Here is a 22,932-nt window from a genome sequence, read left to right as displayed (position 1 = left end):
CCTGGCCGGGAGAGTGGTAGGCCACGGGGCGAGAAGGAGGAACCAATGAATGTCATGCAGCCTATGCCGGCTGAGACGGCGAATGCCGCTGATCGACAGGCCGAAATCAGCGCTCGTCTGGAGCGCCTTCCCATCACCCGTGAGGTATTTTGGGCGCGCAATATCGTCGGCGCCGCAACGTTCTTCGACGGCTACACGGTCATCGCCATCGCTTATGCCATGCCCGTCCTCGTGCGCGAGTGGGGTCTGACCCCCTCGCAGACCGGCATGATCCTGTCGATGGGCTATCTGGGGCAGTTGATCGGTGCGATCCTGTTTGGCTGGCTCGCCGAGAAGGTCGGCCGGCTGAAAGTTCTTCTGTTCACTATCCTGCTTTTCGTCAGCATGGATGTGGCATGCCTGTTCGCTGCCGGGGCCGGCATGATGATGGCCTTCCGTTTCGTCCAGGGGATCGGCACGGGCGGCGAGGTTCCGGTCGCCAGCGCCTATATCAACGAGTTGATCGGATCGAAGGGGCGCGGCAAGTTCTTCCTCCTTTATGAGGTCATGTTCCTGCTGGGCCTCGTCGGCGCCGGGCTGATCGGCTACTTCATGGTGCCGGTTTACGGCTGGAAGGCGATGTTCGTCGTCGGTCTCGTTCCCGCACTTATCATGATTCCTCTACGCTGGTTCCTGAAGGAATCACCGCGTTGGCTAGCTGCCAACGGCCGCTATGGCGAAGCAAACGCTATCGTTACCCGCATGGAAGAAAGTGCTCGTGCAGCCGGCAAGGAATTGCCCGAACCGAAGCTCATCCAGGCGCCGGCCCGCCGCCAGTCGGACTGGCGCGAACTCTTCCAGGGCATTTACTTGAAGCGGACACTTTCCATCTGGGTCATGTGGTTTACCGCCTATACGGTCGCCAACGGTACGATCACCTGGCTGCCGACCCTGTATCGACAGGTTTTCAACCTGCCGCTTCAAACCAGCATCTTCTATGGTTTCCTGACGTCGGTCGGCGGCGTGATCGCCGCCGTCATCTGCGCGCTGCTCATCGACAAAGTGGGACGCAAGCGCTGGTACACCGGTGCGCTGCTTCTCGCTCCCCTGCCGCTGCTGGCTCTCGCATGGCTCGGCGCGACCTCTCCTATCCAGGTTTTGGTTCTAGCCGGTCTCGCTTATGCGATCGTCCAGACCGTCACATTCTCCCTTTACCTGTACTCGGCAGAGATCTACCCGACACGCCTCAGGGCTTTGGGAACCGGAACCGGCAGTGCCTGGCTTCGCCTGGGATCATCGGCCGGCCCGATCCTCGTCGGCACGGTGATGTCTTCCATGGGCATCCAGTATGTCTTTGCGAGCTTCGCAGCCATTCTGATTGTCGGTGCAATCGTCACGATGTTGTTTGCGGTCGAAACCAAGGACCGCGTGTTGGAGGAGCTTTCTCCGTAACGGTTGAAAATGCGATCTGCTCAGCTTTGATCTGGCGGATGGAAATCCGCCAGTTTCATTTGGTCGCCGTTGAGGGCACTGGGTCGGCGCCGCCGGGAGGGTCAAGCGGCGCCGGATGCGGTTTTCGCTATCGCTGGCAGACTTTGACGCGATGGGGATTGCCCCAATCGTCGTGCAACCATTCGAAGTGGCAATAGTCCGGCCGGTAATAGGTACGGTAAACGGGGTAAGGGCGGTAAGCGGGATAGGCCGGATAGACCGGGTAGGCGGGACGGGCTGCCTCCGACAGCAGGGCGCCACCGACGACGCCGGCGGCAAGGCCGCCCCAGAAGGCATCGCGTGGACGGGCATCGGCGGTGGTGGCGGTGGCGAGCGAGGCGCCGGCAAAGGTCAGCGTGATCAGGCCCGTCGCCATGGTCTTATGAAGAACGGACATAGTATTTTCCTTTCATGGGCATGGCTTCCATAAAGCCATGCCGGAGACTCGGCCCGGATCGCGGCGGCGCAATGGCCGCGCAAGCGGTTTTGGCATTAAATTTTCGTCATGATTTCAGCGGATCCCGACATCGAAAGGAATTATGGCGGGCGTCCTTTCAGTCTCGTGCAAGCCGGGGCTGGTAATCTCGAATTGTCTTCAGCTTGGTGAGCCTGGCTCCTAAAATTCCGCTGTCGAAATTTATGGTTAAAACCTTGTTAAAAGCCTTGGCGTTATAGTTTTTCTAGTCGATATTTCATTCATTGCGGGAGCGATATTTTTTGAAATCAGCCGGGGAACTTCTTGAGTTGGCTTGCCGCCGGATCGCTGATCTGGATACCCCGGCCTATGTCAAGAACAGCGAGCTGCGTTATGTCGCCGTCAACGAGGCCTATGCCCGTTTTCTGGGCCGCGAGATTTCCGATTTCATCGGCAGGCGCAGCCGCGAGCTCCTCGATCGCCCCGAGGAAGAGGATCGTGAGGATAAGGAACGCCGAGCGCTGGTGTTCGGCACCGAGGAAAACGCCATCTGCTTCGATGCGGCGGGCCTCAGTCATGAACGCATCCAGATCGAAAGCTTCTCGCCATCGCTGGATCGGGCCTACGTGCTCGGCATTTTTGAAGTGCGCGAACCGACGCGCCGGGCGATCGGCGATCCAGGGATCGCTAGCGATCCTGGCATGACGGGCGACGCCGGCGTCGCTGCCGATTTCGCTCGTGTGCGCGAGGCACTGGAACAGCTCGACTATCCGATTGGCATCTTTGCGGGGGATGGCCGCCCCCTGGTCGTCAATGCCGCCTATCGCAACGACGCAAAGCCTGCGGCTGTCAGCGACGCGGCCTGGCACGAGAGCGTCAATGAACTCGACCTGCTGCGCACCATTCTGGAGGACCTGCCGGTGGCAGCCTTCGTGCGCGACGAGAAGCATCGCCTCGTCTATGCCAACCAGTATTACGAGACCTTCAGCGGCCATAGCCGTTCCCGGGTGTTGGGGCTGACCGAACATGAAATGTTCGGGCTGGACGGCGGCGAGGCGATCTATCAGGAAAACCTGCTGGCGCTGGAAGGCGGCACGTCTAAGGAAATCGAAAGCCTGTTGCCGAGCAAGGACGGCCACATCTATTCCGTCCTTTCGCGCGTCAATCGCGTCGTGACAGCGGACGGACGGCCCTATGTCGTCGGCTCTTTTTCGGACATCTCGCCACTCAAGGACCGAGAGAAGGCGCTGATCGAAGCGCAGAAACACAAAGAGGTGCTGCACCGGGATATCGAGAATATCCTGCGCTCGCTGCCGGTCGGCGTGCTGATCCTCGATAACGACCACCGGATCCTCTACGTCAACGACGAGTTCTACGGCATCTGGGAGCTGCCACTCGACGATCCCTTCGACGGCCGCCCGTTCATCGACGTCATCCGCCGCAATTATGAGCTCGGTCGTTACGACGGCACTCAGACGCCCGAGGAGATCTACGATTTCCGCAAGCATCTGTTCGAGACCGAGGAGCCCGAGCCGATTGAGCTCGGCTGGGCGGGCGGCAAATCCGTCATCTTCGATAGCCGCCGTATCTCGAACGACCGGATCCTGCTGACCTATGCCGACATCACGGCCGTGCGTGAGCGGGAAAAGGAGATCCACGAGGCCCGTGCCGCGCTGGAGCGGCTCGGCGAAATGATGCGCGATGCGACCCATGCCATGCCGCAGGGCCTAGCCGTTGTTCAGGACGGCATCATCAAGATGTCCAATGAGGCGTTGGCTCATATCCTGGAGATTCCCGCCACCTATATCGAGACCGGGCAGGGTTGGCTCGGCATGTTCGAGTTCTGCGCGGCGCGCGGCGACTTCCACGAGGACGCGGCCGAGATTCTGCAAGGTTGGCGCGACAATATCGCGGCCAGGTTGCCGATCTCCACGGCCTTCCATGTCGGCGGCGAGCGCTGGGTGAACATGGATGCGACGGTCAGCAAGGGGCAACACTGGGTGGCGCTCTTCACCGACGTCACCGAGCTCAAGGGCCGCGAGGAAGAGCTACGCCAACTGCTGTCGCGCGCCGAAGCCGCCGATCGCGCCAAATCCGAATTCCTTGCCAATATGAGCCATGAGATCCGCACACCGATGAACGGCGTGCTCGGCATGGCGGAGCTGCTCGCCAAGACCAATCTCGATACGCGCCAGAAAACCTTCGTCGATATCATCGTCAAGTCGGGTAACGCGCTGCTGACGATCATCAACGATATCCTCGACTTCTCGAAGATCGACGCCGGGCAGATGAAACTGCGCAAGGCCGCCTTCGATATCACCGAAGCGGTGGAGGACGTGGCGACACTCTTGTCCTCGCACGCCGCCGAGAAGAACATCGAACTCCTGGTGCGGGCCGCACCCGATCTGCCCGCCGCTGTGATCGGCGACGCCGGGCGTTTCCGCCAGATCGTCACCAATCTCGTCGGCAACGCCGTCAAGTTCACCGAGCGCGGCCATGTCTTCGTCGATGTCGGCTTCCAACCGGCCGCCGGCGGCGAGATCATGGCGTGCATCCGCATCGAGGATACCGGGATCGGCATTCCGCCGGAGAAGCTCGAATCGGTCTTTGATAAATTCTCGCAGGTGGACGCCTCGTCGACCCGGCGGCATGAAGGAACCGGCCTCGGTCTTGCGATCACCGCCGGGCTCGTCGACCTTTTCGGCGGTTATCTCAACGTCGAAAGCGAATGGGGCAAGGGCTCCGTCTTCACCATTAACCTGCCGTTTGCGGTGGCGGCCGCCCGCCTTGAGCCGAAGCCGTTGCCGATCAATGTGCAGGGTGCGCGTATCCTCGTCGTCGACGACAATGAAGTAAACCGGCGAATCCTCACCGAGCAGCTGTCTCTGTGGGGCTTTGACGGCGTGGCCGCCGAGGGCGGCGGCACCGGGCTTGCGATCCTGGAGGCGGCGGCCGGTCTCGGCGTCACCGTCGATGCTGTCGTGCTCGACTATCACATGCCCGATATGAACGGCGCCGATGTCGCGCGCCGGCTGCGCGCCGATCCCCGCTTCGTCGAACTGCCGATCATCTTCCTGACGTCGATGGATATTTCGGGCACCGAAAAGGAATTCGCGGCGCTGAACGGCCACGCGCATCTGATGAAGCCGGCGCGCGCCAACGTGCTGCGCAACACGGTCGTCGAAGTGGTGCGCGCCAGCCGCGTCAAGCAGGCTTCCGAAGCTGAGATTGCCCGGCTGCAGACGGAAGCGGCCGCGCCGGAGCCGGCGCCTATGCCGCAGAAGCGGGCCGCTGAATTCGTCGACGTGCTCGTTGCCGAGGACAACGAGGTCAACCAGATCGTCTTCACGCAGATCCTGCAAGGCACGGGTCTTTCCTTCCTCGTCGTCGACAATGGCAAGGAGGCGGTCGCCGCCTGGGAGCGGCATACGCCGCGCATTATCATGATGGACGTCTCAATGCCCGTCATGAACGGCCATCAGGCGACCCAGACGATCCGCGAACGGGAAAAGGGGCAGGGCCACCGGGTGCCGATCATCGGCGTCACCGCCCATGCGCTCGAAAGCGACCGCGAACTCTGCCTCGATGCCGGCATGGACGACTACATGTCGAAGCCGATCAGCCCCGAACTGCTCGAGGAAAAAATCCGCCAGTGGCTCGGAACGAGCGAGCAGCAGCCGGAGCGCACCAGCTACTGACCTCCGGATAATTTTTATGAACGGTGATGGTTGGTGGGTAGTGCTTCAGCGCCCAACATTTTTACGCCGCAGAGCATTTCGCGCTTGCCGGCAAAGCCCTTGCGGCGCTCGACGGCAAAGCCTGCGGCGATGAGGTTGCGGCGCACGAAGCCGGCCGCCGCATAGGTGGCGAAGGTGCCACCGGCTGCGCTTTTCTCGCAGACGAGCCGCATCAGTTGCTCCGACCACATATCGCTGTTGCGCGACGGGGCGAAGCCGTCGAGATACCAGGCGTCGAAGCCGGGCGTGGCCGCCGCCACGCCCTCCAAGGCATGGCCGCAGACCACGCTGAGCGTCGTCTGGGCATCGAGATCGAGTCGCACGATACCGGCCGGTATTTCCGGCCACGCCGCTGTCAGCGCCTCGCGCTCGGCCTCGATCTCCGGCCAGTGCGACAGTGCCCGACCGATCTCCTCGCCGCGCATCGGGTGGAGTTCGAAGGAGATGAAATGCAGGTGCTGGCCGTCCGTACGGTGGAGCTTCCATTGCCGCCAGGTCTCGGCGAAGTTCAGGCCGGTGCCGAAGCCGAGTTCGCCGATCAGGAAGTGCTTCCGCCCGCTCCATCGTTCCGGCAGGTCGTTGCCGGCGAGAAAAACATGGCCGCATTCCAGCCGCCCGTCGGTCTGGCAATAAAAATGATCGCCAAAGGCGGTGGAATAGGGCATATCGCCGTCGCGCCATTCGAGCGGCTGCGGGGCGCCTGCGCCAATCTGATCGGGGTTCACGTCTGTCATGGAAAAAGCCGATAGTCCTGCGCCGGTCTCAGGTCAATCGTCCTGCGAATTGCTGATCGTCGGCGGCGGCATCATGGGGCTCTGGGCGGCCGTCCATGCCGAGCGCCGTGGCATCCGTACCTTTGTCGCGGACGCCGGCAGCCTAGGCGGAGGTGCGAGCGGCGGCCTGCTCGGGGCGCTGATGCCGCACATGCCGGACCGGTGGTCGGAGAAGAAGCAGTTCCAATTCGATGCGCTGGTCTCGCTCGAAGCCGAGATCGCCGCGCTCGAAGCCGAGACCGGACTTTCCGCTGGCTACCGCCGTTCCGGACGGCTGATCCCGCTGCCGAAGCCGCATCTCAACAAAATAGCGCGCGGCCATTTCGAGGACGCCGAACACCATTGGCGATCAGGCGACCGCCGTTTCCAGTGGTATGTGCTTGACAGGCCGCCGGTCGACGGCTGGATCGAGGCGTCCGCCGGCGAGAGCGGCTTCGTGCACGACACGCTCGCCGCCCGCGTTGCGCCCCGCTTGCTGATCGCGATGCACACAGCCTTCCTGCGGCGGGCAAGGCATGTCAGGCTCATGGAGCATGCCGGGGTCACCGGCCTTGATCCCGAACGCGGCATTGCCGAGGTCGGCGGCGAGACCATTGCCTTCGGGCGCTGCATCATCGCCGCCGGCCACCGGTCCTTTCCACTGCTCGAAGGCCTGACGCCGGGGCTGAAACAGCCACTCGGCCAAGCTGTGAAGGGGCAGGCGGCGCTGCTCAAGGCCGATATCGATCCTGCCTTGCCGACCATCTTCCTCGATGGGCTTTATGTCGTGGCCCATGAGGGCGGACATGCCGCGATCGGCAGCACCAGCGAGAACCGTTTCGACGATCCTACTTCCACCGATGCCCAGCTCGACGCACTGATCGACGCGGCGCGTGCGATCGTGCCGGCGCTTCGTTCCGCGCCGGTCGTCGAGCGCTGGGCGGGGCTTCGCCCGAAGGCGATCGACCGCGATCCAATGGTGGGCTGCCACCCTGACCATCCGCGCCTGATCGCGCTGACCGGCGGCTTCAAGGTCAGTTTCGGCCTCGCGCACCTGCTGGCGGAGGCGGCGATATGTATCGCAGGCGATGAACCTCACGAATTTTCGCTGCCGCAAAGCTTCGCGATTTCGAGCCATATCGCGGTGGCTTCACGTTAAACGTGAATTAGCCGCTGCTCTGCTTCGTTATTCTGTCATGCAAATCACCTATCTGCTTGCGCATCGACAGCGTCGGATCTGAACGGCGCTCACTTCCTTGATGGAGGAAATTGCATGCGCTATGCCATTTGCTTCACGCCTCCGGCGAGCGACCCGTTGTCGCTCGTGGCCGCCAATTGGCTTGGCCGAAACGTGTTTTCGGGCGATATGATGGAGCCTCCGGCAGTTCGTGGCCTCGGTATTCACGAGATCGCCTTCCATACCGCCGTGCCGCGGCGCTACGGCTTTCATGGTGTTTTGAAGGCGCCCTTTCATCTGTCCCACGACATGCCCGAATCGCAACTCCTGCGCGACCTGATGCGTTTTTCCGGAACCTTCGTTCCTTTTCGGATTCCGCGTATCGAAGTCGCCCGGCTCGGCAATTTCTACAGCCTGCTGCCGAGCACTCCCTGCGAGCAGATCCAGTATCTCGCCTCGGCGATCGTGCAGGAATTCGATCGTTTTCGCGCACCGCTCAGCGAGGCCGAGATTGAACGCAGCGATCCGGACGGGCTGTCGGCGACGCAATTTTCCAATCTGCATCGCTGGGGCAATCCCTATGTGATGGAGGAGTTCCGCTTCCATATGCCGGTGACAGGCCCCGTCAACGCGATCGACATGCCGCGCATCGAGCCGGTGTTGCGGAGGATCTTCGAGCCTGTCCTCTGCGAACCTGTCATGGTTTCCAACGTTGCCCTGATGATCGAAGAGGGCACTGGCGGTCCTTTCCGCGTTCATTCGCTGCATCCGATGGGCAAGGTCAGCGCGCGCAAAATCGCTTGAATCGGCAGATGAGCTAAAGGCTTGTGCCGTAAAGGCAAATCCGGCGGAGCAGTTTCCGTCTCGACATTCCGGCTGCGGATGCTACCGTTCCCCGTCTTTTCAGAAGGTGATTTGATGGTATCCGAGACTTATCCGCGCAATCTTGTCGGTTATGGGCGTCTGACGCCCGATCCGAAATGGCCGGACGAGGCACGCGTCGCCGTGCAGTTCGTCATCAATTACGAGGAGGGCGGCGAAAGCTCGATCCTCGACGGCGACCCGGCTTCGGAAAGCCTGCTGTCGGAGATCGTCGGTGCGGCCGCCTGGCCAGGGCAGCGCAACCTCAACATGGAATCGATCTATGAGTATGGTTCGCGTGCCGGCTTCTGGCGGCTCTGGCGGATGTTCACCGATCTCAAGGTGCAGGCGACTGTCTACGGCGTGACGCTGGCGATGGCCCGCAACCCCGAGGCCGTCGCTGCGATGAAGGAGGCCGGCTGGGAGATCGCCAGCCACGGCTACCGCTGGCTGGAATACAAGGATTTTCCAGAAGAATTGGAGCGCAAGCATATCCTCGAAGCCGTGCGCCTGCACACCGAACTTACCGGCGAGCGGCCCTACGGCATGTATCAGGGCAAGCCTTCCGACAATACGCTTCGGCTGGTGCAGGAGGAGGGCGGTTTCCTCTATTCCTCCGATTCTTATGCCGACGACCTGCCTTACTGGGTGAAGGGCGTCGACGGGAAACCCTTCCTGATCATCCCCTATACGCTCGAAACCAACGACATGCGTTTTGCGACGCCGCAGGGCTTCAATGCCGGCGATCAGTTCTTCACCTATCTGAAGGACGCCTTCGATACACTTTATGAGGAAGGCAAGGCGGGCAGTCCGAAGATGATGTCGGTCGGCTTGCATTGCCGCCTCGTCGGACGTCCCGGCCGGGCGGCAGCGCTGAAGCGCTTCATCGAATATGTGCTGAAGCACGACAAGGTCTGGATTCCGCGCCGCATCGAGATCGCCGAGCATTGGCACAAGCACCATCAGCCGGAAGCGCTCTGATGATGTCGCGCGAGGATTTCGTCTCCCGCTTCGGCGGCGTCTTTGAACATTCGCCTTTCATCGCCGAGCGCGCCTATGACGCCGGCCACGTGACGGAGCCGCTGACGGCGACCGGCGTGCATGCGTCGCTAACCGCTGTCTTCCGGGCGGCAAGCCCGCAGGAGCGCCTCGGCGTGCTCAGCGCCCATCCCGACCTTGCCGGGCGCCTCGCGATAGCAGGTGAACTCACCGAAGACAGCCGGAAGGAACAGTCCGGCGCCGGTCTCGACCGCCTGAGCCCAGCCGAACATGCCCGCTTCACCGAACTCAATTCGGCCTATGTCGAAAAATTCGGCTTTCCCTTCATCATCGCCGTCAAGGGGCTCGGCAAGGACGATATCCTGTCGGCCTTCGAAACACGGATCGGCAATGGCAAGGGCGAAGAATTTGCGACCGCGACGGCGCAAGTCGAGCGGATCGCGCTGCTGCGCCTGATGACCATGCTGCCGGAGGCCGAATGAACGAGCGGCGCGCGATCGACTATCTCAATGAGATGTATGAGGCAGCATCCGAAGCGCTGTCTTTCGTCGGCGGAATGGATGGGGCGGCGTTTGCCGGGGACAAGCTCACTTTCAAGGCGGTCACCTTTTGCCACTTCACCATCGGTGCCGCGGCATCCCGCTTGCTGGTGACTCATCCGGAATTTGCGACCGAGCATCCCGATCTGCCGTGGACGAAAATCTGCGGCACGGGCAACCGTATCCTCGACGGCGTCTTCGATCTCGATCCTTCCGACATCTGGGAGGCAACGTATCGCACACTGCCGGAGCTTCTTTCGGCGATCGATGCCATCCGTCACTGGCATGCCGAAGGTGAGTGAGCGATTGCCCCCACATCTCGACATCCGTCCGCTTACGAGATCCGCCTTTGCTCCCTTCGGTGAGGTGATCGAAGCCGATCCCGCCTCGATGCGGCTCATCAATGGCGGCACGACGGAGCGTTTCCATGCACTCGCCGCCACTGAGGCGACGGGCGAGGGTGCGCGCGTCATCATCAACCTCTTTCGCGGCCAGCCGCGCAACTTCCCCTATGAAGTCACCATGATGGAGCGCCATCCTTTCGGCAGCCAGAGTTTCTCGCCGGTCTCGGGCCGTCCTTTTCTCGTCGTCGTCTCCGAGGATGAGAACGGTCGCCCGGGCAGGCCGCAAGTGTTTCTGGCGCGCGGCGATCAGGGCGTGAACTATCGCCGCAACGTCTGGCACCATCCGCTGATGGCGCTCGGCCAAGCCTCAGATTTCCTTGTCGTCGACCGTGATGGGCCGGGCAATAATCTGGAAGAATACTTCTTCGAAACCCCTTATATCATCAAAGAGCCAGCCCCATGACCGGACTGACCACACATGTTCTCGACACCGCTCTCGGCAAGCCGGCCGAGGGCTTGAGGATCGATCTTTTCCAGCTTGACGGCGAGATTCGCAGGCATCTGAAGACGGTGGAGACCAATGCCGACGGCCGGGTCGACGGCGGCCCCATCCTCATTGGCGAAAATTTTCGGGCCGGCACCTATGAACTGGTCTTCCATGCCGGCGATTATCTGAGGGCCAGCGGCACGCCGCTGCCGCATCCCGCTTTCCTCGATCTCGTGCCGATCCGCTTCGGCATTGCCGATGTCACGGCGCACTACCATGTGCCGTTGCTGATTTCGCCCTATGGCTATTCCACCTACCGAGGGAGTTAAAAAATGCGGTTTGCAGCAATTGCCGATATCCACGGAAACCATCTGGCGCTCGAGGCCGTGCTTGCGGATATTCATGCGCAGGGGATCGATGAGATCGTCAATCTCGGCGATTTCTTCAGCGGCCCGCTGGAGGCCGGCAGGACAGCAGATTTGCTGATGCCGCTTAGCCTGACCTCGGTTCGCGGCAATCACGACCGCTACCTGATCGAACAGGACCCGGCGGCGATGCATATTTCGGATGCGGCCGCCTACAGTCAATTGTCGCCGTCTCATCTTAGTTGGATCCGAAGCCTGCCGTTCGATACCGTCTATCGCGGCGAGGTCTATCTCTGCCACGCAACGCCGAAGGACGACAATCTCTACTGGCTGGAATCGGTGTCGCCGGAGGGCGTCGTCTTCTTGAAGTCGATCGAAGCGATCGAGGCGCTGGCCGAAGGCACTGACCTGCCGCTGATCCTCTGTGGCCACAGCCACATTCCCCGCGCTGTGCGCCTCTCCGATGGCCGCCTGATCGTCAATCCGGGCAGCGTCGGCTGCCCGGCCTATGACGACGAACTGCCTTATTACCACAAGGTGGAGGCTGGCCATCCGCTGGCGAGCTACGCCATTCTGGAAAAGACGGCAGCCGGATGGACATGGCAGTTCCGAACCGTCGCCTATGACCAGATAGCGATGTCGGCACTGGCCGCCGAAAGGGGCCGTGCCGACTGGGCAGGCGCGCTGGCAACGGGTTGGGTGAGATAGAGCACGATGCCGAAAGTGTGTGCGGTTTTCGGGCGACATCATGCTCTAACTATTTACAGGATTCAGATATTAGGCCGAACCGGCCTAATATCATCCTGTTCTAGTCCAGATCCGCTTGCGCGGCGATCAGTCCTTCTTCGGTGCCGGCTTCGGCGCCGGAGGGATGATCGTTTGTGTCGGAGTTGCTGTCGGCATTGCAGTCTTTGCCGGGGCGGAAGCTGGCGTTGCCGGTCTTGCCGGTTTTGCGCCATCGAGATTTCCAAGAAGGGATGAGATTGCATCGTCGCCGTCGAAGCCGGCTTCCTTCAGCAATTTGTCCAGGATCGGTTTGTTCGCCTGATAGGAGAGGAGCTGGCTGGCCAGTCCTTCGCCGAGCCCGATGCCGTTTCCGCCGGTCGCTCCGTTTCCGCGGCCGAGCATGCCGCCGGTATCGAATATCCTGATGTCGGAGATCTTCTCGATCGGCTTGACCGCTTCGGCGAGCGCCTGCGGAATGATGCGGATCCGTTCGCGGGTGATCTCGAACTCGATGATAGCAGAGCTCAACTTGTTGCGCGCGTCGTTGAGCAATGCCTCGCTCTCGGCCGCGGCCTTGCCGGTTTCGAGAATGCCCTTGGCCTTGATGATCGCCGCATCCGCCTCGGCGGTCGCGAGCGTCTTGATGGCCTCGGCCTGGTCGCTTGCCGCCTGTTTTTCGGCTTCGGCGCCGACGGTGACGGCGGTCGCTTCCGTCTCGGCTTTCTTGCGTGCGTCGATGACGGCAATCTGCTTTTCGCGTTCGGCAATCTCGATCGCCTTGGCGGTGCCGACTTTTTCCTCCGCCGCTATCGCCAGCGCGCGGGCCGTTTCCGCAGCCGCCTTCGCCTCGGATTCTTCACGGCTCTTGTTGGCAACGGCGATGGAGCTTTCCTGTGCCACGATCTGGAGGTCGCGCTTGGCTTCGGTTTCGCGTTGCTGGACGGCGCGGGCGGCGTCGATGTTGGCGCTTTCGCGAGCCTGTTTGGCAGATGCCTCGCGTTCGGCGATCGCCTGTTCGGAAGCGATGCGGGCTTCCTCCTCGGCGCGTTTTGCGGCCTGCTCCTGCTGCGCGGTTTCGGCGCGTGTCGCCGCGGATTTGTTGGCGATGTCCCGTTCCTGGCTGAGTTCGGCTTCCCGCTTGGTCCGCTCGATGGTCAGCGATTGCTGGCGGGCCTCGAGATCCTTCTGGGCGATGGCGACTTCGGTGTCGCGAACGATCTCGTTCCGCTCCTTCTTGCGTCCCTCGGTGATGCGGGTCAATGCCGCAAGGCCTTGCGCGTCGAAGAAGTTGTTGGCGTTGAAATGCTTGATATCGGTCTGGTCGAGGCGTGTCAGCGACACGGATTCGAGTTCGAGGCCGTTCGACTGGAGATCGGCGCCGACAGCTTCCTGCACGGCCTTGACGAAATCCATGCGCTGTTCCTGCAGCGCGTCGAGATTCATCGTCGCGGCCACCGAGCGAAGGCCGTCGACGAATTTCGCCTCGATCAGGATGCGGAGAGCCTCGGCGTCGTTGGTGCGGTTGCCGAGTGTCTGAGCTGCAAGCGCAATCGAGGAGGCATCGGGTTTCACGCGCACATAGAACTCGGCGCCGATATCGACGCGCATGCGGTCCTTGGTGATCAGTGCATCGCCTTCACCGCGGCGAACCTCGAGCCGCAGCGTCTTCAGGTTGACCCGGGCGGTCGAATGGAAGATCGGCAGAACGACCGAACCGCCGTCGAGCACGACCTTCTGGCCGCCGAGACCGGTGCGCACATAGGCCTCATCGCGGCTGGAGCGCGTGTAAAGAGAAGCGAGGACAAAACCGATGCCGAAGATCAGAACAATCCCAATGCCGGCTGGTAGAATAACGTCGTACATCATTGCTGCTCCCTCAAAGATTGATTGTCCGCATCGGTGGGGTCGACCGGCGCGGGAATGGCGATAAACACATTTGCCTTGTGATCGACGAGAAGAACCAAAGCGCCGATCGCGAGTGGACCTTCGCCCTTGGCGGCTCGGGCTCGAAGCACATGCCAGTTTCCATGCTGATCCTTGACGCGGACGCGGCCCGGCAATCCCTGATCGAGCGGGCCGATCGACACCTCGGCTGTCCGGCCGAGCAACGCGTCGAGATCGACCGCATAGGTTTCGTCGTGCGGTACGATCCGCGCCACGGTTCTGCTCGACGCCCTGACCATGGGGATGGTTGCGAGCGCGGCAGGTATGACGGCTATCAAGCTTGGCAGCGGCGCCCAGAAGGCGTTGGCGACGGCCTGCAACGCAAAGCCCGTCATCGCGAAGAAGCCGAGCGTCAGCATCATGAGAATCAGTAGCGGAACACCGCCGAGATTGAGCCAGGAGAGATAAGCCAGAATGCCGTCATGGCCATGAACCTCTGGCTTTCCTAGGAATTCCGTCATCGAAAAACCCATGACCATCGCGAGCATCTCGATCGCGGTCAGGCCGACAAGGATCGCTGCGGCGATGGCGAAGGGCGCACATTCAGGGGCGAAAAGGAGTGCCATCGTGTTATCGGTTATCCGCCTTGAAGCGTGCGAGCCGGGCTTCGATTGCCTGTTCGCGGTGCAGCCGGTCGAGTTCGTCCAATTCGGAACTGTGGCCATGCTCGCCAGCGGGAACTCCGGTCAGCCGCGAGACCGCCGCAGCAGCGCGCGCAGCATCTGCACCCGGTGCGGGCTGGCTGTGACCGGCCGCTGCCTGTTCGGGATGCCGTGCGAGACTGCGTTTGAAATCAGCAAGGCGGGCGTCCGCCTCGCGGCGCGTGGCGAGCACGGCCTGCAAGGCTTTCTGGCCTTCGTCCACCTGTTCCCTAGCATCGGCCAGTGCCTTATCGAGCGCTGCGATCTGGGATTCGAGATCGATCTGGCGGGCAACGCCGGCCTTTGCCAGGTCATCCCGCTGAGACGAGACGGCGATGCGGATCTTTTGGTCGAGCGCGTTCAGGTCTTCGACGATTTCGTCTTTGCGGCTCTGGATGCGGTATTCCTCCGCACGCGCCTTGCCGAGATCGGTGCGGGCCTCATCCGCCGCTGCGTCGATCTCGCGGATCGCCTGTTCGATGACGGCAATCTTGTTGACGCCTTCCGCCTTGTCGATCGCCGCATTCGCGATGCCCGCGATCAGACGGCCCATGCGTGAGAGAATGCCTTCGTTCGTCATGTTTTCCTCCATCCGAGCGGAATTCGGCGTAACGCCAATGTGAATCTCGTAGCGATCCTGGCCTGCAACGAGATAGGCCGGAAAAATACTCTCCCATCCCCGTGAATAACCCGCGACATCGAAGGGCACGGCAACACGTCCGTGCACCGTGGCGATCGTCAAGTCCGAGGGACCTTTGATGGCGAAGAGCTTGTCGTCGAGCGGCAGATGCAGCGGATCGGCGGTGACGCCGCGATTGGCGGCGAAATCGCGAAGGCCGAGCGTGACCAACCTTGCCGGCAGGCCCGTCTGGTCGCGGACGGTTTCATAGGCAAGGTCATGCAGCACGACGAGATTTGCGCCGGTCCTGTCGGAGACGAGGCCGGTCAGGATTTCGATCATCCTGAGATAGGCGGCAATGGTGTCGTCCAGCGCCTGCCGGGCAGTGTCGTCAGGTGTCAGTGTGTAGCGCAGCAGCGATGGATGCGGTGTCTTGCCTGTGGTAGCCATGGGTAAAACATAAAGCACCGCTTTTGTGCTTTCAAGAGGTCGCGCTAAAAATACAACCTAAGCTTAACGTGCGGTTAGAAGGACTGAGGCAGCGTCCAGTATCGAGATATTTGGGGAGCCGTTGCTACATACGTCGCTATTGGCAGCTTTACTGCCGGCCGTCGATGATTGAAGAATTCACATCGTTGATGTCGCGCTTGCCGCAGAGCGCCATGGTGATGTCCATCTCCTTGCGGATGATGCCGAGTGCCAGCGATACGCCTTCCTTGCCCATGGCGCCGAGACCATAAAGGAAGGGGCGGCCGATATAGGTACCTTTGGCGCCGAGTGCCACGGCCTTCAGCACGTCCTGGCCGGAGCGGATGCCGCCGTCGAGATGGATCTCGATACGGTCGCCGACGGCATCGACGATCTTCGGCAGCATGCTGATCGAGGAGGGGGCGCCGTCAAGCTGGCGCCCGCCATGATTGGAGACGACGATCGCATCGGCGCCGGTGTCGGCGGCTGCCTTCGCATCCTCCGGATCGAGTATGCCCTTGATGATCAGCGGGCCGCCCCATTGTTCCTTGATCCAGGCGACATCCGCCCAGGACAGCCGCGGATCGAACTGCTCGTGCGTCCATGCGGAGAGCGAGGCGATATTGGTGACATTTTTCGCATGGCCAACGATATTGCCGAAGTTGCGGCGCTTGGTCTGCAGCATGTCCAGGCACCAGAAGGGCCGGGTCGCCATCTGCCAGACGTGTTTCGGGGTGAATTTCGGCGGCGCCGACAGGCCGTTGCGCAGATCCTTATGCCGCTGGCCGAGGATCTGCAGATCGGCGGTCAACACCAGTGCCGAGCATCCGGCGGCCTTGGCGCGGTTGATGAGGTTGACGACGAAATCCTTGTCCCTCATCACGTAGAGTTGGAACCAGAAGGGGCGCGTCGTCGCTGACGCCACGTCCTCGATCGAGCAGATGCTCATCGTCGAAAGCGTGAAGGGAACGCCGAACTCCTCGGCGGCGCGTGCCGCCAGCATCTCGCCATCGGCATGTTGCATGCCGGTCAGGCCGGTTGGCGCCAGCGCCACCGGCATCGACACTTTCTGGCCGATCATCGTCGTCGCCAGTGTGCGGTTGGTCATGTCGACCATCACTCGCTGGCGCAGCTTGATCTGGCTGAAATCGCTCTCGTTGGCTGCATAGGTCGATTCCGTCCAGGCACCCGAATCCGCATAGTCGAAAAACATCTTCGGCACACGGCGCCGTGCGAGCTTTTTCAGGTCAGCGATGGTGAGCGGAGCGGCCATGAATCGAACCTTCACATCTGAATGCGGCCATCGGCCATAACATGAATTTGGCAGGAGCGTTACGGGAAACTGGCCGTGCCGGGCTGCTTTCACGGTCCGAATTCGAGAGTAACAGGGCGTGTCATTGAAGCTCCTTCTTCAACGCAATGCCGGCCACATAGGTCTCGGCGATCGCCCGGTCGTCGCCCATCGTCTGCAGCAGGAAGAGTTCTTCGGACAGCGTCTTCACCACTTCCATCTTCAGCGCCATGGCCGGTGTCGCTGTTGCATCGAGAACGACGAGATCGGCCTCGGTGCCGGGTTCCAGTGTGCCGATCCGGTCCGCCAGCGACAGGGCTTCGGCATTGCCACGCGTCATCAGGTAATAGCTTTCCAGCGGGTTCAGCCGTTCGCCGAGCAACTGCTGGATTTTGTAGGCTTCGTCCATCGTCCGCAGCATCGAATAGCTGGAACCGCCGCCGATATCGGTCGCTACCCCGATGCGAACAGGCTTTTCCCGCCGCGCCAGCGCCTTCAGTGGAAACAGGCCGGAGCCGAGGAAGAGGTTCGAGGTCGGGCAGTGGACGGCGACGGCGCCCGCCTCGCTCATGGCATCGGCTTCGCGCTCGGACAGGTGGATGGCGTGGCCGAAGAGGCTTTTCGGCCCGAGCAGGCCGTAGTGGGCGTAGATGTCGGTATAGTCGAGCGCGTCGGGATAGAGCTCGCAGGTGAATTTGATCTCGTCGTGGTTTTCCGAAAGATGCGTCTGGATGTGCAGGTCAGGAAATTCACGGGCAAGCGCTGATGTCGCTTCCATCTGCGCCGGTGTCGAGGTGATGGCGAAGCGCGGAGTGATGGCGACGTGGTTGCGGCCCTTGCAGTGCCAGTCCGATATCACCTGGCGGGTCTCGTCATAGCCCATCTCGGGCGTGTCGAGCAGGCCCTGCGGGGCATTGCGGTCCATCATCACCTTGCCGCCGACCATGCGCATGTTGCGCCTCAGCGCCTCGGCAAAGAAGGCGTCGGCCGAGGTCTTGTGCACGGAGCAATAGGCGACCGCCGTCGTCGTGCCGTGGCGGATCAGTTCGTCATAGAAATGCGTGGCGATCCTTTCAGCATGGGCGCTTTCGACGAAACGGCACTCCTCGGGAAAGGTATATGTATTCAGCCATTCGAGCAGGTTGGCGGCGTAGGAGGCAATCACCTGCATCTGCGGAAAATGCAGGTGCATGTCGATGAAGCCCGGCATGATCAGATGCGGGCGGTGGTCGATCTCGGCCGTGTCCGCGGATGCTTTTGCCTTGACGTCGGCATAGGGGCCGACCGCCGCGATCAGCCCATCTTCGACCAGCAGGCCGCCATCCTCTTCGTAAAGATAGCTTTGGCTGTCGGCGAGGCTCAGCGGCGCGCGATGGAAGGAAAGCAGGCGGCCGCGCAGGAGTGTCGTCGTCATTGTTGCTTGCCTTCGACTGCGCTCTCGAACCAGGCGACCAGCAGCTTGCGCTCGTCCGGCGTGATATCGGTGATGTTGCCGGGCGGCATGGCATGGCTGCGGCCCGCCTGTATATAGATCTCGCGGGCATGGGCGGCGATTTCCGCGTCGTTTTCGAGCATCACGCCCTTGGGCGGCCGCGCGATACCCTCATAGACCGGCTCGGCCGCGTGGCACATGGAACAGCGCGTCGAGACCAGTTGCTTGACGGCGGGGAAATGCGGATCGCCGGCGAATTGCTGGAAGGCGGGCGCGACGGCTGGCGCATCCGTTTCGCCGGTCAGCAGCTTCGGCACGGTCGAAAGCCAGATGATCAGGATGAAGAGAATGACGGTGACGATCCAGGTCCAGGTCGGCCGGCCTTTCCTGGCATGCGTCGTGTTGAACCAGTGGCGGATGGTGACGCCCATCAGAAAGACCAGAGCCGCGATCACCCAGTTGAACTGCGTACCGAAGGAGAGCGGATAATGGTTCGACAGCATGAAGAAGATGACGGGCAGCGTCAGGTAGTTGTTATGCAGCGAACGCTGCTTGGCGACCTGCCCATATTTGGGATCGGGAACCCTTCCGGCGATGAGGTCGGCGACGACGATCTTCTGGTTCGGAATGATGATCATGAAGACGTTGGCCGACATGATTGTCGCGGTGAAGGCGCCGAGATGCAGGAATGCGGCGCGGCCGGTGAAAAGCTGCGTATAGCCCCAGGCCATGAAGACGAGCACGACATAGAGCACCGCCATCAGCCCCCAGGTATTCCGCCCGAGCGGCGACTTGCAGAGCAGATCGTAGACGACCCAGCCGAGGGCAAGCGACCCTAGCGAGATCAGGATTGCGACGGGCGGGCTGATATCCAGCACATGCCGATCGATCAGGAAGAGGTCGGCGCCGCCGTAATAGACGATGCACAGCATCAGGAAGCCGGAAATCCAGGTGAAATAGCTCTCGTATTTGAACCAGGTCAGGTGCTCCGGCATCTGGGCGGGCGCCACCAGATATTTCTGGATATGATAGAAGCCGCCGCCATGGACCTGCCATTCCTCGCCATAGGCGCCGGGCGGTAGATGCGGGCGTTTCACCAGTCCGAGATCGAGCGCGATGAAATAGAAGGACGATCCGATCCAGGCGATCGCGGTAATGACATGGAACCAACGCGCCGCGAAGGCGAGCCATTCCCATGCTATGGCATATTCATACATCGAGTTCCCCTATCTTCCTCCGACTCGCGACATTGCGGAAATTTTGGCGGGGAGGGAAGAGGAGATTGAACGACTGCACACGCGCAACGACCGGCGCGGCCAAAGGAGCAATGGAATGATCACCGCGCTCTACAGCGATCAAGTCATCGCCGAAAACGCGCCGATGGACCGCCGGCTTGCCGCGCTCATCCTCTCGCGTGGGAACCGCGTCGGCTATATCACGTCCGGTCCGGACCCGCAGCGGGCGTTTTTCGATGAGAAGCGGCGTTATTACATGACGTACGGGCTTCTTCTCGATCCTTTCGTCGATCTCGACACACTCTCCGGCGACGAGGAGATCAACCGGCTGCTTTCCTGCGACGCCATCCATCTTTCCGGCGGTCATACCGGCGATTTTCTGAGAAGGCTGCGACAAAGCGGCATGCTGGACAAGTTGCGCTCATGGGCACTGGACGATGGCATTCTCATCGGAACCAGCGCCGGGGCGATTTTGATGGCGCCGACAATCGCCATCGATGCGTTCTTTTCCGGCGGTTCGCCTGATGCGGTGCAGGATGGCGCGGCTCTTGATCTCCTGCCCTTCGAATTCTTCCCGCATCTGAACGACGATCCCGGCTATCTCTCCGCGCTGCTGCGCTACAGCGAGACGACGGCAAGACCCATTCTCGCGTGCCGGGACGGCGAAGGTCTCATCCTCGGCAACGGACTCGTCGAGATCTTCGGCGCTCCGCTGATGATTTCCGGCGGTTTTGCCGAAGCTGCCGATCGCAGCCGCATCGCCGATCTGCTGTCGCGTGCCTAAAAGCTGCCGAGAAGGCTGTGTATTATCCCTGCCTTATACTTGATCTGCTAATTCAGCAGGCCTTGAACTACGACGACTCGATTACAGTTATTTTGCGGGCCGCCGGAATAAAATAAGAACCGTTAGATCATCGGCGGCGCATTCATCGACGGAGAAGATGCCCATGCGCAGCATTCTGACGTGTGTGATGATTGCGTATGCGTCGTTGGCGACGGCTCACGACGCACCTTCGGGGTGGAGTTATGACCCCTATTGTTGCAACGGCGACAGTCATAATGGCGATTGCCAGATGATCCCTTCGAAAAGCGTGGCGGTGACGCCGGGCGGATATCGTGTGACGCTGCTGCCGGGCGACCATCGGCTGGTCACGCATGCTCATGTCTTCCTGTTGCCGATGACGAAGGCGATGCAATCCGGCGACAATGACTACCATCTCTGTCTGTTCCCGAATGAGGACACGCCGCGCTGTTTTTATGCGCCGGAGATGGGATATTGAGGGTGGAGCACAAGACCGGACCCGGCTCACGAACCGGGTCCGGCATGTCGTTGTCCGAAAAATACTTTTAGGCGACATGCATCAATTGCCGGCTGCCTTCATCTCCTCCAGGATCCAGTTGCGGAAGGCCTTGATCTTGGGCACGTTGCGACGGTTTTCGGGGTAGACGAGCCAGTAGGCCTTGCCGTCGCTGCGGGTCAGTTCGAAGGGCTGATAGAGCCGGCCGAGCGCGATCTCAGCCGCATAGAAGGCCGGATGCAGAATGGCGACGCCATGGCCGGCGATCGCCGCATCGGCTTCCACCGCCTGGGAGCCGAGCTGGTTGCGCGGGCGCCGATCGAGATCCGTCTCCGTGATGCCGGCTGCCTCGAACCATTGTTTCCACCAGATGTCGCCGGCGTCGAAGAGATCGAACTTCAGGAGATCTCGCGGTTCATTGATGCCGCCTGCTGTCTCCGCTAGCTTCGGGCTCAGCATCGGCGTGAATTCCAGGCCCATCAGCCGGTGCAGCGCCAGCCCCGGCCAGTTGCCGTCGCCCCAGCGGATGCCGACATCGATCTGCTCGCGGCCGAAGTCGATAATATCCGAACTCGCCTGAAACCGCACAGCGATCGCCGGATGTTTCAAGTGGAAGGAGCCAAGGCGCGGCGCCAGCCACTTCGAGGCGAAGGTATGGGTCGAACTGATGGCGAGCGTGCCTTCGACGCTGTCGCGCGCCGTCGCCATCGCGTCGTGCAGCATGGCGAAAGCTTCGGTTACCTTCGGCGCCAGCCGCTCGCCGGTGTCTGTCAGTGCGATCTGGCGCGGACGACGCAGGAAGAGCGGCTCGGCGACATTCTCCTCCAGCAGTTTGATCTGATAGCTGACGGCGGTCTGCGTCATGCCGAGCTCGTTGCCTGCCTTGGTGAAACTTCCAAGCCGGGCAGCGGCCTCGAAGACGCGCAACGCATTCAGCGGGAATTGTTTCGACAGTTTCATGGATAAGTTCTCTTGATGCAAACAGACGGTCGTTCGATTGGAATTGCAGCATTTTTGGCCGCAAACTGCAACTCCTACCATCAAACCATCGAGGTGATGTCATGGATTGCTATGCTATCGAACAGAGCCCGCCGCAGCCGACCATCGGAATTTTCCGGCGCATCGGCGGCCGGCTGGCGCGGATCTGGCGCATGCCCAGCCTTGATCTCGATACGGCGCCAGATCGCGTCAAGCGCGACCTCGGCTTCCTCGACGGGCGCGATCCCTATTACGAAGACGAGCGCATGCGGTAGGCGCCAAGCGCCGTCAGGATCTCGGCGGCGGTCATTGCGGCGATCACTTCAGGGCGCTTGTCCCTGACCGCCGCGCCGCCGATCGGCAGCGTCAGCCGCTCCATCCAGCCGCGCTCACCGCCGCCTTCGCGGGAAAGCCAGCTGGCGAAGGTGGCGCGCTTGGTCGCCGAGCCGATCATACCGGCATAGGCGAGATCCGTTCTTTCAAGCGCTTCGCGGGCGACGAGGAAATCCAGCGCGTGATCGTGCGTCAGGATGACAACCGCGCCGCCGGCCGGAATAGCCTTCACCAGTGCTTCCGGCATCGGCACGAGCCGCGTTTTCGTCTCGGGAGGCAGGTTGGCGAGTTCCTCCTGCCGCGTCTCGACGACCGTCACCGATAGCGGCAACGGCGCAAGGGCTATTGCCAGCGCCCGGCCGACATGGCCGGCACCGAAAAGATAGACCTCTGGCAGACGCTCGATCTCACTGGTTAGCCTGGCTTCGATTTCGTCAGCAACCACCTGCGTCACCCGGCGAAACCGCAACTGCGTGCGCCCACCGCAGCACTGGCCGATATCAGGCCCGAGCGGGATATCCATCTCCGCCACCCCGCCGGTTCCCTCCAAGATGTCCCGCGCATTCGCGATCGCCATGAACTCGAACTGCCCGCCGCCGATCGTGCCCCACAATGCGGTTTGCGATACCAGCATGAAGGTACCGGCCTCGCGTGGGGTCGAGCCCTGCGTGCCGGTGATATCGACCAGGATCGCGTCGGGGTGGGCGGTGAGGAAGGGGAGGATGTCTGTCATCGGTGGATTGCCGATGGGTTGGTGGGTGTGTCACCCCCCTCTGTCCTGCCGGACATCTCCCCCACAAGGGGGGAGATCAGTATGAGGC

At 61.6% G+C, this 22,932-nt stretch carries 23 protein-coding genes; 13 read left to right on the top strand and 10 right to left on the bottom strand.

Annotated features, from left to right (window positions below; genetic code table 11):
- Positions 1–45 precede the first annotated feature (45 nt).
- Positions 46–1,431: an MFS transporter gene (locus ACM5SV_RS35370; protein WP_113548387.1), complete on the top strand. Its 1,386-nt coding sequence runs from the start codon at positions 46–48 to the stop codon at positions 1,429–1,431.
- A gap of 127 nt (positions 1,432–1,558) precedes the next feature.
- On the opposite strand, the gene ACM5SV_RS35365 is transcribed toward ACM5SV_RS35370, so the two are convergent.
- Positions 1,559–1,867 carry a hypothetical protein gene (locus ACM5SV_RS35365; RefSeq protein ID WP_113548388.1) on the bottom strand — a complete coding sequence of 103 codons (309 nt, stop codon included), beginning with the start codon at positions 1,865–1,867 and terminating at the stop codon, positions 1,559–1,561.
- A 320-nt stretch (positions 1,868–2,187) separates the two neighbouring features.
- Here ACM5SV_RS35365 and ACM5SV_RS35360 point away from each other — a divergent pair, with 320 nt between their 5' ends.
- The gene (locus tag ACM5SV_RS35360; protein ID WP_222014253.1) at positions 2,188–5,583 is read left to right on the top strand and encodes a response regulator; all 3,396 of its coding nucleotides are present in this window, start codon (positions 2,188–2,190) and stop codon (positions 5,581–5,583) included.
- 14 nt (positions 5,584–5,597) lie between these two features.
- Here ACM5SV_RS35360 and mnmD read toward each other — a convergent pair whose 3' ends face one another.
- A complete protein-coding gene (gene mnmD, locus ACM5SV_RS35355; RefSeq protein ID WP_222014252.1) occupies positions 5,598–6,356 on the bottom strand; it encodes a tRNA (5-methylaminomethyl-2-thiouridine)(34)-methyltransferase MnmD in 759 nt (252 codons plus the stop codon).
- On the opposite strand from mnmD, the gene ACM5SV_RS35350 reads away from it, so the two are divergent.
- The 8 genes from ACM5SV_RS35350 (at position 6,355) to ACM5SV_RS35315 (ending at position 11,854) form a co-directional block, all read left to right on the top strand.
- Entirely contained in the window at positions 6,355–7,533 is a 1,179-nt protein-coding gene (locus ACM5SV_RS35350; protein ID WP_222014251.1) for an NAD(P)/FAD-dependent oxidoreductase, read from the top strand. The two genes, mnmD and ACM5SV_RS35350, sit on opposite strands and share 2 nt — an antisense overlap.
- A 114-nt stretch (positions 7,534–7,647) precedes the next feature.
- Positions 7,648–8,355 (top strand): DUF1045 domain-containing protein, encoded by a 708-nt coding sequence (locus tag ACM5SV_RS35345; protein ID WP_222014250.1) that lies wholly within the window; start codon positions 7,648–7,650, stop codon positions 8,353–8,355.
- Positions 8,356–8,469: 114 nt separating this feature from the next.
- The gene (puuE, locus tag ACM5SV_RS35340) at positions 8,470–9,393 is read left to right on the top strand and encodes an allantoinase PuuE (RefSeq protein WP_222014249.1); all 924 of its coding nucleotides are present in this window, start codon (positions 8,470–8,472) and stop codon (positions 9,391–9,393) included.
- Complete coding sequence (uraD, locus tag ACM5SV_RS35335) at positions 9,393–9,893, top strand: 2-oxo-4-hydroxy-4-carboxy-5-ureidoimidazoline decarboxylase (RefSeq protein ID WP_012758555.1); 501 nt, start codon at positions 9,393–9,395, stop codon at positions 9,891–9,893. The genes puuE and uraD overlap by 1 nt, the downstream gene beginning before the upstream one ends.
- On the top strand, positions 9,890–10,252 hold the full coding sequence (locus ACM5SV_RS35330; protein ID WP_003541963.1) for a DUF86 domain-containing protein: 363 nt from the start codon (positions 9,890–9,892) through the stop codon (positions 10,250–10,252). Before uraD ends, ACM5SV_RS35330 begins: the two co-directional genes overlap by 4 nt.
- Positions 10,236–10,757 carry an ureidoglycolate lyase gene (locus ACM5SV_RS35325; protein ID WP_012758554.1) on the top strand — a complete coding sequence of 174 codons (522 nt, stop codon included), beginning with the start codon at positions 10,236–10,238 and terminating at the stop codon, positions 10,755–10,757. Before ACM5SV_RS35330 ends, ACM5SV_RS35325 begins: the two co-directional genes overlap by 17 nt.
- Positions 10,754–11,110, top strand: a complete 357-nt coding sequence (uraH, locus tag ACM5SV_RS35320; RefSeq protein ID WP_003541961.1) for a hydroxyisourate hydrolase — start codon at positions 10,754–10,756, stop codon at positions 11,108–11,110. The genes ACM5SV_RS35325 and uraH overlap by 4 nt, the downstream gene beginning before the upstream one ends.
- Positions 11,111–11,113: 3 nt before the next feature.
- Positions 11,114–11,854: a metallophosphoesterase family protein gene (locus ACM5SV_RS35315; RefSeq protein ID WP_222014248.1), complete on the top strand. Its 741-nt coding sequence runs from the start codon at positions 11,114–11,116 to the stop codon at positions 11,852–11,854.
- Between the two features lie 126 nt (positions 11,855–11,980).
- Here ACM5SV_RS35315 and ACM5SV_RS35310 read toward each other — a convergent pair whose 3' ends face one another.
- The 6 genes from ACM5SV_RS35310 to ACM5SV_RS35285 all read right to left on the bottom strand — a co-directional run bounded on the left by ACM5SV_RS35310 (position 11,981) and on the right by ACM5SV_RS35285 (position 19,484).
- The gene (locus tag ACM5SV_RS35310) at positions 11,981–13,738 is read right to left on the bottom strand and encodes a flotillin family protein (protein ID WP_222014247.1); all 1,758 of its coding nucleotides are present in this window, start codon (positions 13,736–13,738) and stop codon (positions 11,981–11,983) included.
- The gene (locus ACM5SV_RS35305) at positions 13,735–14,382 is read right to left on the bottom strand and encodes an OB-fold-containig protein (RefSeq protein WP_012758551.1); all 648 of its coding nucleotides are present in this window, start codon (positions 14,380–14,382) and stop codon (positions 13,735–13,737) included. Before ACM5SV_RS35305 ends, ACM5SV_RS35310 begins: the two co-directional genes overlap by 4 nt.
- Before the next feature lie 4 nt (positions 14,383–14,386).
- Positions 14,387–15,544 carry a PspA/IM30 family protein gene (locus ACM5SV_RS35300; protein WP_222014246.1) on the bottom strand — a complete coding sequence of 386 codons (1,158 nt, stop codon included), beginning with the start codon at positions 15,542–15,544 and terminating at the stop codon, positions 14,387–14,389.
- A gap of 130 nt (positions 15,545–15,674) precedes the next feature.
- On the bottom strand, positions 15,675–16,817 hold the full coding sequence (locus ACM5SV_RS35295; RefSeq protein ID WP_012758549.1) for an alpha-hydroxy acid oxidase: 1,143 nt from the start codon (positions 16,815–16,817) through the stop codon (positions 15,675–15,677).
- Positions 16,818–16,938: 121 nt separating this feature from the next.
- Complete coding sequence (gene guaD / locus ACM5SV_RS35290; protein ID WP_017994882.1) at positions 16,939–18,249, bottom strand: guanine deaminase; 1,311 nt, start codon at positions 18,247–18,249, stop codon at positions 16,939–16,941.
- Positions 18,246–19,484 (bottom strand): urate hydroxylase PuuD, encoded by a 1,239-nt coding sequence (locus tag ACM5SV_RS35285; RefSeq protein WP_222014245.1) that lies wholly within the window; start codon positions 19,482–19,484, stop codon positions 18,246–18,248. The genes guaD and ACM5SV_RS35285 overlap by 4 nt, the downstream gene beginning before the upstream one ends.
- A 115-nt stretch (positions 19,485–19,599) precedes the next feature.
- Here ACM5SV_RS35285 and ACM5SV_RS35280 point away from each other — a divergent pair, with 115 nt between their 5' ends.
- On the top strand, positions 19,600–20,286 hold the full coding sequence (locus ACM5SV_RS35280) for a Type 1 glutamine amidotransferase-like domain-containing protein (protein ID WP_222014244.1): 687 nt from the start codon (positions 19,600–19,602) through the stop codon (positions 20,284–20,286).
- Positions 20,287–20,449: 163 nt separating this feature from the next.
- Positions 20,450–20,782 carry a hypothetical protein gene (locus ACM5SV_RS35275; RefSeq protein WP_003565666.1) on the top strand — a complete coding sequence of 111 codons (333 nt, stop codon included), beginning with the start codon at positions 20,450–20,452 and terminating at the stop codon, positions 20,780–20,782.
- Between the two features lie 81 nt (positions 20,783–20,863).
- On the opposite strand, the gene ACM5SV_RS35270 is transcribed toward ACM5SV_RS35275, so the two are convergent.
- The gene (locus ACM5SV_RS35270) at positions 20,864–21,760 is read right to left on the bottom strand and encodes a LysR substrate-binding domain-containing protein (RefSeq protein ID WP_222014243.1); all 897 of its coding nucleotides are present in this window, start codon (positions 21,758–21,760) and stop codon (positions 20,864–20,866) included.
- Positions 21,761–21,861: 101 nt separating this feature from the next.
- On the opposite strand from ACM5SV_RS35270, the gene ACM5SV_RS35265 reads away from it, so the two are divergent.
- Positions 21,862–22,053 carry a hypothetical protein gene (locus ACM5SV_RS35265; protein ID WP_012758544.1) on the top strand — a complete coding sequence of 64 codons (192 nt, stop codon included), beginning with the start codon at positions 21,862–21,864 and terminating at the stop codon, positions 22,051–22,053.
- Here ACM5SV_RS35265 and xdhC read toward each other — a convergent pair.
- Entirely contained in the window at positions 22,029–22,844 is an 816-nt protein-coding gene (xdhC, locus tag ACM5SV_RS35260) for a xanthine dehydrogenase accessory protein XdhC (RefSeq protein ID WP_222014242.1), read from the bottom strand. The two genes, ACM5SV_RS35265 and xdhC, sit on opposite strands and share 25 nt — an antisense overlap.
- Positions 22,845–22,932 lie beyond the last annotated feature (88 nt).

Origin of the sequence: Rhizobium sp. CRRU65, from assembly GCF_048551595.1 — a bacterium.
In the GTDB taxonomy this organism is placed as follows: domain Bacteria; phylum Pseudomonadota; class Alphaproteobacteria; order Rhizobiales; family Rhizobiaceae; genus Rhizobium; species Rhizobium leguminosarum_J.
The sequence above is the reverse complement of the archived record's forward strand: the minus strand, read 5'-3'. Positions and strand labels throughout refer to the sequence as shown.

What these genes read in the sequence shown, in the direction of transcription:
- ACM5SV_RS35330 (WP_003541963.1), top strand. Translation starts at nt 9,890, where the DNA reads ATGAACGAGCGGCGCGCGATCGACTATCTCAATGAGATGTATGAGGCA.
- ACM5SV_RS35275 (WP_003565666.1), top strand. Translation starts at nt 20,450, where the DNA reads ATGCGCAGCATTCTGACGTGTGTGATGATTGCGTATGCGTCGTTGGCG.
- ACM5SV_RS35345 (WP_222014250.1), top strand. Translation starts at nt 7,648, where the DNA reads ATGCGCTATGCCATTTGCTTCACGCCTCCGGCGAGCGACCCGTTGTCG.
- ACM5SV_RS35325 (WP_012758554.1), top strand. Translation starts at nt 10,236, where the DNA reads ATGCCGAAGGTGAGTGAGCGATTGCCCCCACATCTCGACATCCGTCCG.
- puuE (WP_222014249.1), top strand. Translation starts at nt 8,470, where the DNA reads ATGGTATCCGAGACTTATCCGCGCAATCTTGTCGGTTATGGGCGTCTG.
- guaD (WP_017994882.1), bottom strand. Translation starts at nt 18,249, where the DNA reads ATGACGACGACACTCCTGCGCGGCCGCCTGCTTTCCTTCCATCGCGCG.
- ACM5SV_RS35295 (WP_012758549.1), bottom strand. Translation starts at nt 16,817, where the DNA reads ATGGCCGCTCCGCTCACCATCGCTGACCTGAAAAAGCTCGCACGGCGC.
- uraH (WP_003541961.1), top strand. Translation starts at nt 10,754, where the DNA reads ATGACCGGACTGACCACACATGTTCTCGACACCGCTCTCGGCAAGCCG.
- ACM5SV_RS35280 (WP_222014244.1), top strand. Translation starts at nt 19,600, where the DNA reads ATGATCACCGCGCTCTACAGCGATCAAGTCATCGCCGAAAACGCGCCG.
- ACM5SV_RS35350 (WP_222014251.1), top strand. Translation starts at nt 6,355, where the DNA reads ATGGAAAAAGCCGATAGTCCTGCGCCGGTCTCAGGTCAATCGTCCTGC.
- ACM5SV_RS35315 (WP_222014248.1), top strand. Translation starts at nt 11,114, where the DNA reads ATGCGGTTTGCAGCAATTGCCGATATCCACGGAAACCATCTGGCGCTC.
- ACM5SV_RS35265 (WP_012758544.1), top strand. Translation starts at nt 21,862, where the DNA reads ATGGATTGCTATGCTATCGAACAGAGCCCGCCGCAGCCGACCATCGGA.
- mnmD (WP_222014252.1), bottom strand. Translation starts at nt 6,356, where the DNA reads ATGACAGACGTGAACCCCGATCAGATTGGCGCAGGCGCCCCGCAGCCG.
- ACM5SV_RS35370 (WP_113548387.1), top strand. Translation starts at nt 46, where the DNA reads ATGAATGTCATGCAGCCTATGCCGGCTGAGACGGCGAATGCCGCTGAT.
- ACM5SV_RS35365 (WP_113548388.1), bottom strand. Translation starts at nt 1,867, where the DNA reads ATGTCCGTTCTTCATAAGACCATGGCGACGGGCCTGATCACGCTGACC.
- ACM5SV_RS35305 (WP_012758551.1), bottom strand. Translation starts at nt 14,382, where the DNA reads ATGGCACTCCTTTTCGCCCCTGAATGTGCGCCCTTCGCCATCGCCGCA.
- xdhC (WP_222014242.1), bottom strand. Translation starts at nt 22,844, where the DNA reads ATGACAGACATCCTCCCCTTCCTCACCGCCCACCCCGACGCGATCCTG.
- uraD (WP_012758555.1), top strand. Translation starts at nt 9,393, where the DNA reads ATGATGTCGCGCGAGGATTTCGTCTCCCGCTTCGGCGGCGTCTTTGAA.
- ACM5SV_RS35310 (WP_222014247.1), bottom strand. Translation starts at nt 13,738, where the DNA reads ATGATGTACGACGTTATTCTACCAGCCGGCATTGGGATTGTTCTGATC.
- ACM5SV_RS35285 (WP_222014245.1), bottom strand. Translation starts at nt 19,484, where the DNA reads ATGTATGAATATGCCATAGCATGGGAATGGCTCGCCTTCGCGGCGCGT.
- ACM5SV_RS35270 (WP_222014243.1), bottom strand. Translation starts at nt 21,760, where the DNA reads ATGAAACTGTCGAAACAATTCCCGCTGAATGCGTTGCGCGTCTTCGAG.